This is a genomic window from Bacteroidota bacterium (assembly GCA_030706565.1).
Lineage (GTDB): Bacteria > Bacteroidota > Bacteroidia > Bacteroidales > JAUZOH01 > JAUZOH01.
In genome coordinates this window covers 1-14,816 of sequence record JAUZOH010000055.1, presented here as the reverse complement: position 1 = coordinate 14,816, position 14,816 = coordinate 1, and the positions used below count along the sequence as shown (strand labels likewise).

Below are 14,816 nucleotides of genomic sequence, written 5' to 3'. Positions count from 1 at the left end.
ATAAGGATTTTGCCTTGCAATATACAATTTGATCCGGAATAAAAGGGGAGGAAATCTTTTCATAGCTTGCTTTATCGGCATAATAGGGTGCTACCAGTGAATTGTTGATGAAACGGGTAACTTTTACCTGATTTTCCGATAAAATCATCCTGATGGCAGGCAATACCTCGGCAATAACCAGATTGGCCTGTAATTGCTGAAGATCTGGTTCCTGCTTTATTTTACTTTTAAGTTTCTGAATAATTCTTGAATACAGATTTTTGATTTCATCAATATTGTCGGCACTTACAAAGATCCCATGATTTTCGAGCAGGATAATTTTGGGATCGCATCCAAATTTCTGGTGATATTCTGCAATTCCTTTTTCTACTTTTTTAAAAAGCGTGTACCCTGGGTCTGTATAGCCTACAAATAAAGCTTCATCTCCAAATAATTCCCGGGAAATTGAGTTTGCCTTCTGGCTGCACATCAGTGAGTTAACCAATGTGGGGTGAGTATGAATCACAAATTTATAGTTGATAATATTATGCAATGAGGTTTCAACCGATGGCCTGAGATTTTTTTCCGGATAGACGCTGCTTCTGAACAGATCTTCTTTTATTTGTTGTTCCCTGGTGGCTGAATCGCTGCTATAGTCCTTTTGGGAGATAATGTTGAGTTTTTCACGGTCAAGCATGGCAAAACCTTCTTCGGTAATATTTCCCAGTGTGGTTCCGCTGGCTTTGATGTATAAATATTGCTCGTTCTTAAAAGATGTATTCCCTCCTCCGGCAATGACATAATCTTTTTTCTCTCCATAGAAATGAGATATTTCTATTAAATCCTTGATCGATGTTTCCATTTGTTTTGATATTTTAATAGTCTTTGATAATTGGTGTTTTTTAGGAATAAATAAAGTAATTCACAACAGCTTTTCCAAGCCGGATGAAATTTTCGGTTTCGGCAGCACGTGTATTGCCATTTTCATCTAAAAAGCCCATTTTGCCCTGAGCTTTTAAATATTGATGGGCAGCTATGATACAGGCTCCTTCATAATTGATTTTTTGAAGATCCTTATCAAGAGGTTCATGCCCGCGGCAATCAACGGTAAGAGGAATAAGTTCAGGACTGTTGTGCTCTGTTCCAAAAGTAACGGCAAATCCATTTTCCCTGAAAAACATCACGAAATCTTTCAGGATGGCCTGGCTATTCCTTCCGGGTATCAGTTCAATGCAGCCAATATTCATGTCTATCAGTTCGCTGAGCATTTTCTTCTTATCGGCTTCAAATTCAGTGAATTTTCCGTTTTTGTCATCCAGAAGAACGGGATAACAGGGAATTCCCCCAGCTTCAATAATCAGGTTTTTGATTTGGGAAATAGACAAAAAAGCTTTTTCGTCTTCAGGAACAAAAGCTTTTCCTCCTGCTTTTAAAAGGTTGCTGCGGAGTTCGTTTTCCAGGGCGTTGTTGTTGTGAATATCAACTGCTGTATCTTTGCCGGAATATAATTGCTTCAAGAAATCTTTACAGGCTTCTTCTTGAGTATATTTTTCAAGTATTTTTATTCTAAGAACTTTGGCAATATGGCGTTCACGTACCTGTTTTTTTGCATAGTTCTTTAAAATATCCTCATAATCAAGATGGATGTCTGACCCTATGGATTGAAGATGCTCATTGGCTTTTGAAATCATGGACATAACTTGTTCCTGACTTTGTTGCATGACGGAACTGAGGACTTTCAGGTTATCCTGGCCTAAAGAAAGAGGGTAGGTTAGCCCTTTGCCACTGAAATAGGTACGTCCGGGATTGCCCGGATCATTGACCCTTATGCCAAGTTTTTGCTGCTCTTTGGAAAGTCCCATGAATTCTATGTTAAAAAGTGGGAATACTTTGTTCTTCAAGGCATTTTCATAGAATTCATTATAACCGTCTGTGGTATAAAAATCATTGATTCCAAGGATTTTTATACCTTCTTTTCTGGCCATTTCAAAGGCCTGTGGAATATTTCTGAAAGCGCTAAATGAATAAGGAGTATGAATATGCCCGTTTACCTGGCAAATTCCGTTAGAGGGATGTTGCTCCTGCCATTTTAAAAGTTCAATTTCTGAAGGAAATATTTTGAATATGTTTATCATAAAATTATGTGTTAGAATATAATTAGGTTTGATTTATTTTACATTTTAAATGAAGGAATTACCAATTTAAAACTTCTTGAGTTACCTCTACCAGGCTGGATACAATCCAATTGGCTTCGATAAGTTGTCCTTTTGAAAAACTGGTGGTGACTGCCAGACATTTGCATCCGGCATTTTGGGCAGCGATTACTCCATTCACGGCATCTTCAACGACAAGGCAACAGTCTGGCCGGATATTTAAGAGTTCTGCGGCTTTCAGGTAGATATCGGGAAATGGCTTTTTCTTTTCTATTTCAGAACCAGTCACAATGATGTCAAAACTATCAACATTTAACCCAATAGCTTTTAGGTTAATGTTCATTTTTACTTTATCGGCACTGGTGGCCAGGGCGGTTTTTAATCCTTTATTCTTGCATTGATTTATAAAAGAAAGCACACCGGGTAAAGGTTTTAATTTTCCCTTGGTTATTTTTTCGTATATCTCGTAAGTCCGGTTTTTAAATTGCGGGAAGTAGTTTAATCCGTATTTTTTTGCAACTCCGCCAATATAAAGATCTTCTCCGGTACCGATAAAGGGAACAAAATCTTCCGCTTTTACTTTCTTCCCCTTTTCAGCGAACATCATGATGGCTGCTTTACAGATATATTTTTCGGAATCTACCAGGACCCCATCCATATCAAAAAGAACTGCCTGAATCATCTTATATAACTAATTGCGCTGTCAATTTCTTTTATTCTTTCTTCTGATAATTCCCGTTTGTCATGAAGTAATTCTGTGATCAGGGTCATTTTTGCCGCTGATTCCAGAACTTCAATTCTGTCAAAAGCCTGTAATAAGGAATTTCCTACGGTTAATATCCCATGGTTTTCCATCAACATCACATTTCCCTGGCTAACTGCATCTGAAATAATTGCAGCAAGTTCTTTTGAGCCCATAGGGGCATATTTTGTCATGACCGGAAGGCCTAAAATGGAACGGGCTTCTGCTACAAGATTGGTATTTATTAGTTTATTCATAGCCGTAAATGCTGTAGCAATTACCGGATGGGCATGTACTACGGCAGTGACATCAGGGCGTTTCCTGTAAATTGCAAGATGAATATTCGTTTCGATACTTGGAACAAGTTCTGGAGTTAAATTTTTACCGCTCAGCGTAATTTCAGCTATCTGTCCACCATTCATTCTTCCTTTATCCAGCGAGGAGGGGGATACCAAAATAGTATTGTCGTTTATTTTCATACTTAAATTTCCCCCAGAGGTTGTGGTGAGGTTTTTTTCGTACAAACGCCTCATGAAATAGGCAACCTCTTCTTTTTCAAGTAAATATGCCATTAGGATTTAGTTAATAAGTTCCTTAGTTTTTTATGCTTTTACAATATCTCCAACTCTGTTCAGTATATAATGTGGCCGGTAGGGAAATTTATTAATGCCTTCCAAAGTGGTAATCCCACTAAGTACCAATGCAGTGTCAATTTCAGATTCTATACCGGCAATGATATCAGTATCCATCCTGTCGCCAATTATTATTGCTTCGTCATTATTGCGACAATTCAATTTTTTGAGGGCGGTACGCATCATCAATGGATTAGGTTTGCCTATGAAATAGGATTTTGAACCTGTGGATAATTCAATAGGTGCAATCAATGATTTGGTTGCAGGTGCAATGCCATTTTCAACCGGACCAGACACATCAGGATTGGTCCCGATTAATTTAGCCCCTTTCAAAACGAAGTTTATAGCTCTTTCAATTTTTTCGTAACTATAGGAAGGTGTTTCGCCAACCACCACATAATCCGGATTAATATTGTTCATTGTATAACCAACATTGTACAAGGCATTGATTAAACCGGGTTCTCCAATGATATAGGCACTGCCTCCCGGTTTTTGGCTAGAAAGGAATATTGCCGTTGCCAGGGCACTGGTATAAAATACATCTTCTTCAACATCAATGCCTAATCTCGAAAGTTTTTCCTGAAGCTCTTTGGGCGTACGTTCGCTGGAATTCGTCAAAAAGAGAAAATTTTTCTTTTCGCTTTTAAGCCATTTAACAAACTCTTTTACCCCTGGCAATAATAGATTCCCATGATAAATGACACCATCCATATCGCAGATAAAAGCTTTCTTCTCCCGAATTTTTTCTATTGACTCCTGATCCATCCCCTTTTTGATTAAATCGAATAATATTATATTGACAAAAATAACATTTTTTTACTGCTTTTGTCTTAATCCTGAATTTTATGTACTTAAATACAACAATCAACTTTTATTCATGCATCATACGTTTTTAAGGATTGCTGGTTTCATTAAATGCCCCGGGATTTGAATAAATTGAGTTTGATGACTTGCCTTTGACGAGTTGACGTCCCGTCGGACAAAATCTTAACCTTGCCGGTATTTATCTTTTCCTTTTAAATTTCTGTCTGACCGAAAAACCTCCGGCTTTGATGAATTTTTTAAATTGTTTCAGCGAAGGATCGGAAATATAACCTTCTATATTGCGGGTGCTATCAGCAGATTTTTCATTCATTTTCATCTTATATACTTCCTTTTTGATCATTTGAAATTTTTCCAATAGCTTTATATCTGCTGTATCCGACAGGTTGCTTAAGATGATTGAGCCATGCCTGCCTTTTTCTATGCGACTTATTTCCCAGCGATTGTCGGGAGTTTTTACATTCAAATAATATTTATGTCTGAACCTGCGCAATATTCCTTGAGGAGAGATGGAAAACCAAAGTGCGGGTTCCTGCTGTTCTAAATTGATGTGGGCGGTATCGTTGAGGACCGTATATGGAAAAGCAGCCGTTTCGGCATTTTCGGTTTCAATTATTTTGTCGCCTGCTATTTTTAAATGATTACTGGTATCTGCCGTGATTGAATCGAGCCGGAATTTTGGAATGAGGGCGGTTGATTTTTTATATTTCAGTATACTGTCATAGCGGATTTCCATAATTGTACTATCGCAATAATACATGTCGTCTTTTTTGACACTAACGGAGATATACTGTCCCCTATAAGACCTTTTAAAATGGCTTAGGTTTTTGCAACTTGCGGGTTGAGGCTTTTCAAAGTGAATCCATACCGTTTTACATGAATTCAAAACCAATAATACCCCGATTATTAGAAGTAATGGGCAAACGATTCCTGATTTTATAAAATGATCATGAAAAATCTTCATTTATTGCCATTATTATTTAGAAAGCTTTAAGGCCTGAGCAATTTCAATTTGACGGCCTTTATAAAAAGCTACTACAAAAGCTCCTGATATTCCGGCATTTTTCTTATAATTATTGGCTTCTTCATAACTTTTGAAACTTCCCAAAAAACATTTATTCCAGTTTGTTTCTGAAATGATGTTGTAGTTGGGATTTCCCTTTGCGATGCGTTTCATCTTCTCGACCACCAAGGGTTGATGGCTGGCTGCAATTTGTAACCTGAAAACCAGACCTGAAGTTGAAAAATTATTATTAACAGAAACTGATTTTTTGATTTGTGGTTTCTTGTTGTCCGACTTTACTGTATTGTCTGTTAAATAATTTTCCCAAGCCTGCTGAAATGCTTCAAAATTAGATACTTTTTTGCCTTGTAAGCTGGAAGGGATTTCATTTAAGAATTTTAAAAACTTTTCAAAGTCATTTTCATTGATAATAAGGTTGTTATCTGATTCAGGCAAGGTGCTTTTTTGTTTTTCCTTTTCAGTGCTGTTGTCTTCGGCAATATTTGAGGGCACAGCCGGCGCCTGTTCGGCAACAGGGGCAACTTCCTTGGCCGGTGTTGGCTCAGGAACAGGTTCAGGTAACTGTACGGTTTTTGCAGTATCCTGAGGTGAGGCCTGTTGATCTTCTTTGTTGACAATATTTTTAGCCGGAATTTCTGCCGGACTGACGGTACTGTCATTTTCGGCTTTTTCACTTAAATTGGTTACTGCAGGAACAGGTTCTGCAGGGGCTGCAGGCATATCGGTTACTGCTTTTTGCCCGGTATCGGCTTTTGCTATATTCGCGTTTGTATCAGGATGGGAGACCGGTATATATTTCTGAGGCCAAATCGTATAGATTTTTAAAGCAGTATTTTGGCTTATTAATGCTGATTTTTCCAAACTGTCTGCTTCCATCAGTTTATCTAATACCAAGGTGCCATATTCATAACCTTCAGTCTCTTTACGTAATTTTTTTGCTTTTGAAAAATCGGCATGGGCCTGTTCTTCCAGTTTCTTACCTTCCGAAAGCGAGCTTTTATCGCCACTGAAATGATTCCAGAATTTTGTAATATAGCTTCCGTAAACGTTGAAATATGTATCGTGAACACTTCCGTAGTTGTCCAGGGCATCAATATGTTTTCTGAGGGCGGAGGCCTGTGATTTTTTGAGCTTTTTTTGTCCGCTTTTATCATTGTCGCTAACGTTGGATTTTAAAATTTCTTCTTCTAGTTTATTGACCTCAACCATCGTTTTATCGGTATTTTTCTTGAGCGAATTGGCCTCTTCAATTTTCTTTTTATCTGCTGAAGAAAGTTGGGGAATTGAATCCTGTCCTGCGGCAAGGGTAAACGAGGTTATGATGAGAAATTGCAAAACCAATATAATGAGGGGCATATAAAACTTTATCCTATTCATTCGTATTTGTTTTTTATTGATATTTCGAAAGTCATTGGTGAAAATATAATCTTATTATAAAACTGAAAAATAAAAATTTTAAATTGTATTTATTACAAAAAAATTGGAAAAATATAGATTTAATTTTTGGAAAGAGCTTCTCTTTGTAAGTTCAATTCTTTGTCTTTTACAGCTTTAGTTAGACAAATGTAGATATAATTATCGAGATATATCAAAGAAAAATTGAATTTCTTTGATTGGAGTAAGCCGTGGTATTTAAATTTCCGGCCATTTGTTTTTCCTTTTTAGTTGTTAAATTTGTTGCATAGAAGAAATTTGAAAAAATCATGAAACCATGAGTTGTGAATTCATCTTTTTTGTGGCTTTCTGTTCGTTTATTGTTGGGATACTATTTTTTGATTTAAAGGTTGTAGGCCGGAAAAGTCATATAGTTTCACTTAAAGAATCCTTGATTTGGACAAGTGTATGGGTGGCATTTGCATTGTTGTTTTATTTGTTTATCAATTTCTTCGGTGAAAAGATACACGGGATAGATTCCATGCAGCGTTTAATTGAAGTAAGAGGCAGGTATGCCGAGCATGTTCCTTTGTTTCCTGACAACTTGCAATTGTCCCTGGCTAAATACAGGCATAATATGGCAACTGAGTTTATTACGGGTTATTTGATTGAATATACCCTTTCAATAGACAATATTTTTGTCATGATGATGTTGCTGAGTTCATTTTCCGTCAAAGAAAAATATTATAAAAAGGTATTATTTTGGGGCATATTCGGGGCTATTGTACTAAGGTGTCTTTTTATTTTTGCCGGTGCTGCCCTTATTCAGCGTTTTAAATGGATTTTATTGATTTTCGGTGCATTCCTTCTGTATTCCGGCATCAATATGTTTCTCAACAGGAATAAAGAAGAGAAGATTGAACCACAAAGTCATTGGCTGGTTTTGTTTTTGTCTCGTCATTTCAGGGTATTTCAGCGTTATGTGACAGGGAATTTTTTTGTCCGGCGGAATAACAAAACTTATCTTACCCCTTTATTTGTTGTCCTGATGATAATTGAATTTACTGACCTGATTTTTGCGTTCGATTCCATTCCGGCCATTTTTGCTGTAACTATCGATCCTTATATCGTATTTTTTTCAAATATTTTTGCCATATTGGGTTTGCGTTCCTTGTTTTTCCTGTTAGCTAAAATAGTTCGGCTATTCAGATTTTTAAAAGTTGGGGTCTCTTTATTATTGGCTTTTATTGGTTTTAAACTCCTGCTTGGAGAATGGCTTGACAAGTTTGGATTTCAAACCATTTATTCTCTTTATATCATATTGGGTACTTTGCTGGTAAGTATACTATTGTCCCTTATATTTCCTGAGAAAAAGTTAAATTCCAATAAAAAAACAGATAATTGAGTTTTTTCTTATGGGAAATAGTTGAAAAGAAAAGATATTATTATCTTTGTATGTGTTAATGTGATAAACACTACCGACTCATGAAGTTATGCAGAAAGATATTATATTCTATTGCCTTCGTTGTTATTTTTGCTTTTTACTATACAACAGGTTTTAGTCAGTTGATAAGACCTGTCTCTTTTTCCGGTCAGAAAGATTTATTTGCTAATATTGCCAAAGTTGAAATGAAGTCCGTCCATATTAGTAAATCCCTTTTAAATTTAAATCCTCAAGTTAAAAATCCATATTCCCTCAGATGTTACCCTAATCCTTTGGCCGATCAGGCTACCATTGAATTTGAATTATTCAGGCAGGAAATTGTTTCTTTGAAAGTTTATAATATTTTGGGAAAAGAAGTGGCCATACTTTATGATGGAGTAGCTAAAATCGGCAAACAAAGAATATTTTTTGATGCCAGAGATTTGTCAAAGGGGATTTATTTCATCCGCTTAAAAACTTCTGAAACCGTAGAAAGTCAAAAATTAATTGTCAATAAATAAAAAAAGCACGTTTTTAAACGTGCTTTTTATTCCTCATCATTTCTTTTATTTTACCAACACATTCATTTCTCCTTCAATCCTTGTGTTCAAATAGGCATTTCCTGAATCGAAAGAGATGCTTTGAATATCAAATCCCTGGATTTTTGCATTTAAAGCAACCATTTCACTTAAATGAAGGGAATTTATACTTTGTTCGGCCTGAACACGCATTTTATCTATGTCCTTGGAAAGGTTGTAAGTGATTTTCTTTTCAATGGATTTGATGAAAACATTACCGGCAAGCCAGGCTGCCTTATTGGCAATCACATTATTGGTCTTGCTGTCGAATTTGAGATTCTCCACGCTTAATGTTTTCGTTTTATTATCAAATACGGGATCTGCAAGAATATACACATCACCTTTTGTCTTTTTAGATTTTATGTTCAGTTTGACGATTAATGTCTTGTTGGAACCGATTATATCCATATCGCGGACCAGTACATTCCTTTTTGAATTGGGAATATTGAAAGTTTTTCCCACTACTTCCTGTTTTACGATTTTTTTAATTTCGTTGAGTTGAACGGCCACAGGAACATTAATTTCAAAGTGATTGTCTTTGGCCTGGGTGTTTTGGATGGGTGGCAATGTGCCGTGGCTGGTTGCATTCGGCTTGTCACCAACAACTGTTCTTACCTTCGTCTTCAGTCCGAGATTGAGCACCATGTTGTTTATGTTATCTGATGCAGGAGGGGCAAAGTTGAATCCTGTAGGCTGAAATACTGCCCATACATTGACCGGATTATTTAAAACCTGAACGGGCTGGCTCAACTGGGCCCAATATTTTTCAGCGTTACTTTTCAGATTGTAGGCGTTGTCAATTCTTTCATTAATCATCGCATTGATCCTTGGAAGTTGTTCCTTTAATTTCTCCCGGGTGAGGGATTCAAAACAGACAGGAATTCCAAAAACATTGATGCAGGGCGCTTTATCAAGGGTAAAGTCGGCATTGGTGTGGGTTTTAATATTCCAATGGCTGTCAATTCCTAATTTTGTTGAAGTCATTACGGTAAGATCTGTGCTGAATGGCTGGGTCCTTCCGATTTTCGGGCATATACTGCAGGCTTTTACTGAAACAAATGCTTCGCCCTGGATGTGAATGGGAATTGATGTATTGATATTCCCGTTTGTAGTGGTAATTGAAATCCGCCCTCTGCGTTTTACCTCCAGGTTGACTTTTACATTTGAGGCGGCATTAATTCCGTTTTGTTTGTACAGTTGAAAAGGTACTTTCGAATTGGCCGTGTTGGCCAGGTCTTGTAAATTAATCCGCACAGGAATATTCATGTATGACTCAGTTGCCGGTAAATCTTCTTTTAACGGAGTCACTGCCGGGCTTTCTGTTTTCAAAGTTACTCCACATGAACATAGAAACCACGGAAAACTTATGGCTGCTAATAAATTAAAATAATGTTTTTTCATCATAAATATTTGTTTATTGATTCTCCTGATATGAGCACTTGCATGTTTTTCTCAATTCGTCAGGCATTGAATTATTCTGTTGTGTAAAGGAAGTAGTGAAAATCAGGCGCTGCAAATTTAATGAATGGATATTGATTGATCAAAGATATTCAGTTTAATCCTGAAAAATTCCTGATAAAATCAGGAATTACCAGCAGGTAGAATGTCTTTTACCAGTAAAAATCAGCAGAATACTGGCTGATATTATTATTCATATCATTGACCTGAAGCAGTAGTGAATGAGGTTTGTTTTTCTGCAAACGTTTGGGATCGAAAACATAATAAACCAACTCGTTTTTAGGGTCATATTCAAAAAGTACCCAGTTGTTGTCGATGAATCCATTGCATTGTTTTATCCCCGAAAGATTGTCAGTGACCCTGAATTTTATTGTATCCTCCATGGCAAGGCCGGATATGTTGACAGGTGTAATTATTGGGGCCACGGTGTCAACTCCAACCGCATAACTTCCAAATTCATTGATCTTGGCAGTTACAAAATTGTTATCCCATTGGCCTGCGATAGCTTTAACAACTTTGTTTTTCTCTAATTGTACAATACAGGTTTTATCCCTTAATCGTTCAGGAAGATTAAGGGGGTTGATGGAAAGAATACAGTTTCGCTGTAAGGGGACCCAGGGATGGTGAAGATTATATGTGGGCGAATATAAACCGGGCAATATATCTCCTGATGAATTATATACAAAAGAAATATTATCGTATAAAGCAAAAGCTGGAACATTTAGAATCATATCACCGGTCTTTGCCAGGTTGTTTTTATTCCAATAAAAAGGAATTCCGTTTTTCTCAACCGGAAGGTGCGTTGAAATATTCCGTTTGTTAGTACTTCTTACTAAAAAAGTGCAAGTCGAACTATCTTGGGCAGCATCTTTAACCGTAATTTGAATTTTATGAATTTTCCCATCGCAAAAATTAACCACTCCTCTGTTTATGGTTGTATCATAAACATCCGCAATATTCCCGGGTTCTTTATAAAGTTTTATGAATTTTTCATCATTTAGGTAATAATCTTTATAATCAATGCAGGAATTGGCATAGCGTGTCTTTTCAAATGCCAGTTCATTCAGCAATAACCTGGAAACCAGGACAGTGTCGACCCTTAATTCAGCTGAATATATTTCATATTCGCCAGCTGAAAGATTCATGCAGTCGAGGGTCTCAATACCCAAACCTATTTTCCCCCATACGGGCAGGGCGGATTTGCCTGGAAGTGAGTAACCTGATGTGCTTTTTTGGACAAAGGTGATAAATTCCTTATTCTGGTGTTTGATGAAACTTTTGTTGTTCAGGGGATAAAATTTCAAAGAGAAAATAAGGGGTGCGATGGTATCCTTTACCGGCAGATGGAACAATAAAGGATTTACAGGATGTTCTTCAGGTGTTTTCCGGATTTCAAAATGCAGATGCGGACCTGTTGAACCTCCGGAATTACCGGACAGGGCAATTAACTCTCCTTTTTTAATGGGGATTAAACCTTCCGGCAGTTGCACATCAATGCTGAACGTATGTCTGGCGTATTGCAACTGCCTGATATAATTTTCGATCGTATCTGCAAAAACTGTAAGATGCCCGTAAACAGTCTCATAGCCACCGGGGTGATTAATATACAGGGCCCGTCCATATCCGTCAGGGGCTATTTTTATCCTTGAAACATATCCCTCGCAGGCAGCAAATACCTTTTTACCTGTTTCTCCCTGGGTCCGCAGGTCAATGCCCGAATGAAAATGATTAGGCCGGATTTCTCCAAAATTATCGGACAGAAACAATTGAAAATCAAGCGGAGAGCTAAAGGATAGGGTGTCGCTGCCCTCATATTTTTGTCCCCAGCAAGAGCCTGTTAAAGCAAAAATAATGAAAAGTACGGGAATTTTTTTTCTGAACATATGTTTAGTCTTACCTGTTGAATAAAAGAGAGTTCAAAATTGCTAAAAATATAGACAAATTGGAAAAAAGAGTTGGGATTTAAAAAATGTACCGAATATTTTTTTAATAGTCTGCTAAGTATTATATTTGTATTAGAAATAAGTACTCAAAATGGATGATAATCAACAGATAGTTTATTCTCTGCGAAGTAAAATACAGGAATTAATCTCCATGTACAATAACTTAAAAGCAGAGAATGAATATGAAAAAAAGGAGATCGTCCGTTTGAATGAACAGATAAAAATCAACGAAGCTGAAATAGCGACGTTACAAGAAAAATATGACACCTTGAAGGTTGCGAAATCGATTTTGGCCTCTAGTGAAGATTCTCATGATGCCAAATTAAAGGTTAATAAGATAGTGCGGGATATTGATAAATGTATTGCTCTTTTGAACAGATAGATAAGATAAATAATGGAAGACGATAAACTATCTATACGTGTTAATGTTACAGACAGATATTATCCATTGAAGATTGAAAGGAAGGATGAGGAAAAGATCAGAAAAGCAGCTCGACTCATAAATGAAAAAGTTCTGCAGTATAAACAGAAGTATATTGACAAAGATATTCAGGATTTTTTAGCGATGGCTGCGTTACAGTTTGTGATCAGGATGCTTGAATGTGAAGAGAAGCTTGAAGTGTTACCTGTAATAGAAAACATGAAAGAATTAAACCAGGAATTAGATGAGTTTATAAAAGGAGAGAGTAATAAATAAGTTCTTTTAAATAAATTTTGCCCGCATTTGTTTTTTCATTTGCTTGGGAAACTCAACATTTAATACTTTGGAGTTTCGGCTCAATTTGTCCAGGACAGGCCATAATCCCGATTCGTCGGGAATTCTCTTCGGAGGACGATGGACGTTCAATACAAGCTGGCCCCTCCACCCATGTTGAATTGGGGTTTCTGATACTATGAAAAAACTCATGCGGGTTTTTTGTATAATCTATATAACTTAAATAAATTATGGGAATAGCGATGATTATTGGTTCTATTCCTTTTTTGGTTACCGGATTGGTTATCGGTTTGATTGCATTTGTTGTTGGAGGTTTGCTTTCATATTTGATTTGGCAGAAACTTTTACTGAAAAAAAATGAAAAAATCATCCAGGATGCACAGGCTGAAGCAGAGGTAATAAAAAAGGACAAGATATTACAAGCCAAGGAGAAATTTTTACAACTCAAAACTGATTATGAAAAGATGATCAATGAAAGGTCATCTAAAATTTCGTCAGCAGAAAATACTTTAAAGCAAAAGGAAAATGCTCTTTCGCAACGGATAGAAGATTCTCAGCGTAAGCGTAAGGAAATTGATGCAATCCGTGAAAATTTGAATACACAGCTTGAAATTCTGGAGAAAAAGAAGGAAGAAGTTGAGAAAGAACATAAGGCTCAGGTTGAAAAACTGGAACTTATTTCAGGCCTTTCGGCTGCCGAAGCAAAGGAACAGTTAATAGAATCATTGAAGGGCGAAGCGAAGACCGACGCCATGTCATACATCAATGAAGTGATGGACGAGGCAAAGATGACTTCAGCTAAAGAAGCCAAACGTATCGTGATTCAGACTATTCAACGGGTGGCTACGGAAACTGCCGTGGAAAATTCGGTTACTGTTTTTAATATTGAAAATGACGAAATCAAGGGAAGGATTATCGGCCGTGAAGGAAGAAATATCAGGGCCCTTGAAGCTGCTACCGGTGTCGAAATCGTAGTGGATGATACCCCTGAAGCAATCATCCTTTCCGCCTTCGACCCTGTACGCCGTGAAGTCGCCCGTCTGGCTTTGCATCAATTGGTGACCGATGGCCGTATTCATCCTGCCCGTATCGAAGAAGTTGTGGCCAAAACTCAAAAGATGGTTGAAGAGGAAATCGTGGAAATTGGCAAAAGGACCACCATAGATTTGGGTATTCATGGATTGCATCCTGAACTGATCCGCCTGATTGGTAAGATGAAATACCGTTCTTCGTATGGACAAAACCTTTTGCAACATTCACGCGAAGTGGCCAATCTTTGTGCGATTATGGCAGCCGACCTGGGTTTGAATCCCAAGATTGCCAAAAGAGCCGGTTTGCTTCATGATATAGGAAAAGTTCCTGATGACGAGCCTGAGTTGCCACATGCAATTCTGGGTATGAAACTGGCCGAAAAATACAAGGAAAAAAATGAGATTTGTAACGCTATTGGCGCCCACCACGATGAAACTGAGATGACTACCCTGATTGCTCCAATCGTTCAGGTTTGTGATGCCATTTCAGGTGCCCGTCCCGGTGCCCGCCGCGAGGTGGTTGAAGCTTATATCAAACGGCTTAAAGACCTTGAAACCCTTGCTTTATCTTATCCCGGCGTGACAAAGACTTATGCTATACAAGCCGGAAGGGAGCTTAGAGTAATCGTGGGCAGCGATAAGGTAAATGATAAGGATGCCGAAGGACTTTCCTACGAAATTGCCAAAAAGATTCAGAACGATATGACTTATCCCGGTCAGATTAAAATTACGGTGATAAGGGAAACACGTTCAATAAGTTATGCCAAATAATATAATTTTATACTACTGAATTTGATACACGGCCTTTTTGGGGTCGTGTATTTTGTTTTTGTCCATTATTGTATTAAAAATATTTTAAATGAAAATTTTAATTACAGGTACTGCCGGTTTTATCGGTTTTCATTTGGCTAAAAGATTGATATCAAATGGTTATGAAGTTGT

At 37.3% G+C, this 14,816-nt stretch carries 15 protein-coding genes; 6 read left to right on the top strand and 9 right to left on the bottom strand.

What is annotated here, in order from left to right:
* From Q8907_04825 to Q8907_04795, 7 genes are all read right to left on the bottom strand, one after another.
* A partial coding sequence (locus Q8907_04825) for a class II aldolase/adducin family protein (protein MDP4273585.1) occupies positions 1 to 841 on the bottom strand: 841 nt, incomplete at its 3' end.
* Between the two features lie 40 nt (positions 842 to 881).
* Positions 882 to 2,114, bottom strand: a complete 1,233-nt coding sequence (locus tag Q8907_04820) for a PHP domain-containing protein (GenBank protein MDP4273584.1) — start codon at positions 2,112 to 2,114, stop codon at positions 882 to 884.
* A 58-nt stretch (positions 2,115 to 2,172) separates the two neighbouring features.
* Positions 2,173 to 2,814: an HAD-IA family hydrolase gene (locus tag Q8907_04815; GenBank protein MDP4273583.1), complete on the bottom strand. Its 642-nt coding sequence runs from the start codon at positions 2,812 to 2,814 to the stop codon at positions 2,173 to 2,175.
* A complete protein-coding gene (locus Q8907_04810) occupies positions 2,811 to 3,446 on the bottom strand; it encodes a class II aldolase/adducin family protein (GenBank protein MDP4273582.1) in 636 nt (211 codons plus the stop codon). The genes Q8907_04815 and Q8907_04810 overlap by 4 nt, the downstream gene beginning before the upstream one ends.
* A 30-nt stretch (positions 3,447 to 3,476) precedes the next feature.
* On the bottom strand, positions 3,477 to 4,271 hold the full coding sequence (locus Q8907_04805) for an HAD-IIA family hydrolase (GenBank protein ID MDP4273581.1): 795 nt from the start codon (positions 4,269 to 4,271) through the stop codon (positions 3,477 to 3,479).
* A gap of 238 nt (positions 4,272 to 4,509) precedes the next feature.
* Positions 4,510 to 5,088, bottom strand: a complete 579-nt coding sequence (locus Q8907_04800) for a hypothetical protein (protein ID MDP4273580.1) — start codon at positions 5,086 to 5,088, stop codon at positions 4,510 to 4,512.
* Positions 5,089 to 5,304: 216 nt separating this feature from the next.
* Positions 5,305 to 6,729 carry a hypothetical protein gene (locus Q8907_04795; GenBank protein ID MDP4273579.1) on the bottom strand — a complete coding sequence of 475 codons (1,425 nt, stop codon included), beginning with the start codon at positions 6,727 to 6,729 and terminating at the stop codon, positions 5,305 to 5,307.
* A gap of 334 nt (positions 6,730 to 7,063) precedes the next feature.
* Between Q8907_04795 and Q8907_04790 the strand changes: the two genes are divergently transcribed.
* Both Q8907_04790 and Q8907_04785 read left to right on the top strand, forming a co-directional pair.
* Positions 7,064 to 8,131, top strand: a complete 1,068-nt coding sequence (locus Q8907_04790; GenBank protein MDP4273578.1) for a TerC/Alx family metal homeostasis membrane protein — start codon at positions 7,064 to 7,066, stop codon at positions 8,129 to 8,131.
* An 80-nt stretch (positions 8,132 to 8,211) separates the two neighbouring features.
* Positions 8,212 to 8,670, top strand: coding sequence for a T9SS type A sorting domain-containing protein (locus Q8907_04785; GenBank protein MDP4273577.1), 459 nt, complete (start codon positions 8,212 to 8,214; stop codon positions 8,668 to 8,670).
* A gap of 45 nt (positions 8,671 to 8,715) precedes the next feature.
* On the opposite strand, the gene Q8907_04780 is transcribed toward Q8907_04785, so the two are convergent.
* Both Q8907_04780 and Q8907_04775 read right to left on the bottom strand, forming a co-directional pair.
* Positions 8,716 to 10,131: a DUF4403 family protein gene (locus tag Q8907_04780; protein MDP4273576.1), complete on the bottom strand. Its 1,416-nt coding sequence runs from the start codon at positions 10,129 to 10,131 to the stop codon at positions 8,716 to 8,718.
* Between the two features lie 206 nt (positions 10,132 to 10,337).
* A complete protein-coding gene (locus tag Q8907_04775) occupies positions 10,338 to 12,068 on the bottom strand; it encodes a M23 family metallopeptidase (GenBank protein MDP4273575.1) in 1,731 nt (576 codons plus the stop codon).
* A gap of 151 nt (positions 12,069 to 12,219) precedes the next feature.
* Here Q8907_04775 and Q8907_04770 point away from each other — a divergent pair, with 151 nt between their 5' ends.
* The 4 genes from Q8907_04770 to Q8907_04755 all read left to right on the top strand — a co-directional run.
* The gene (locus Q8907_04770; GenBank protein ID MDP4273574.1) at positions 12,220 to 12,510 is read left to right on the top strand and encodes a hypothetical protein; all 291 of its coding nucleotides are present in this window, start codon (positions 12,220 to 12,222) and stop codon (positions 12,508 to 12,510) included.
* A gap of 12 nt (positions 12,511 to 12,522) precedes the next feature.
* A complete protein-coding gene (locus Q8907_04765; protein MDP4273573.1) occupies positions 12,523 to 12,825 on the top strand; it encodes a cell division protein ZapA in 303 nt (100 codons plus the stop codon).
* 260 nt (positions 12,826 to 13,085) lie between these two features.
* On the top strand, positions 13,086 to 14,645 hold the full coding sequence (gene rny, locus Q8907_04760) for a ribonuclease Y (GenBank protein ID MDP4273572.1): 1,560 nt from the start codon (positions 13,086 to 13,088) through the stop codon (positions 14,643 to 14,645).
* A gap of 88 nt (positions 14,646 to 14,733) precedes the next feature.
* The coding region (locus tag Q8907_04755; GenBank protein MDP4273571.1) for an NAD-dependent epimerase/dehydratase family protein at positions 14,734 to 14,816 on the top strand (83 nt) is incomplete at its 3' end.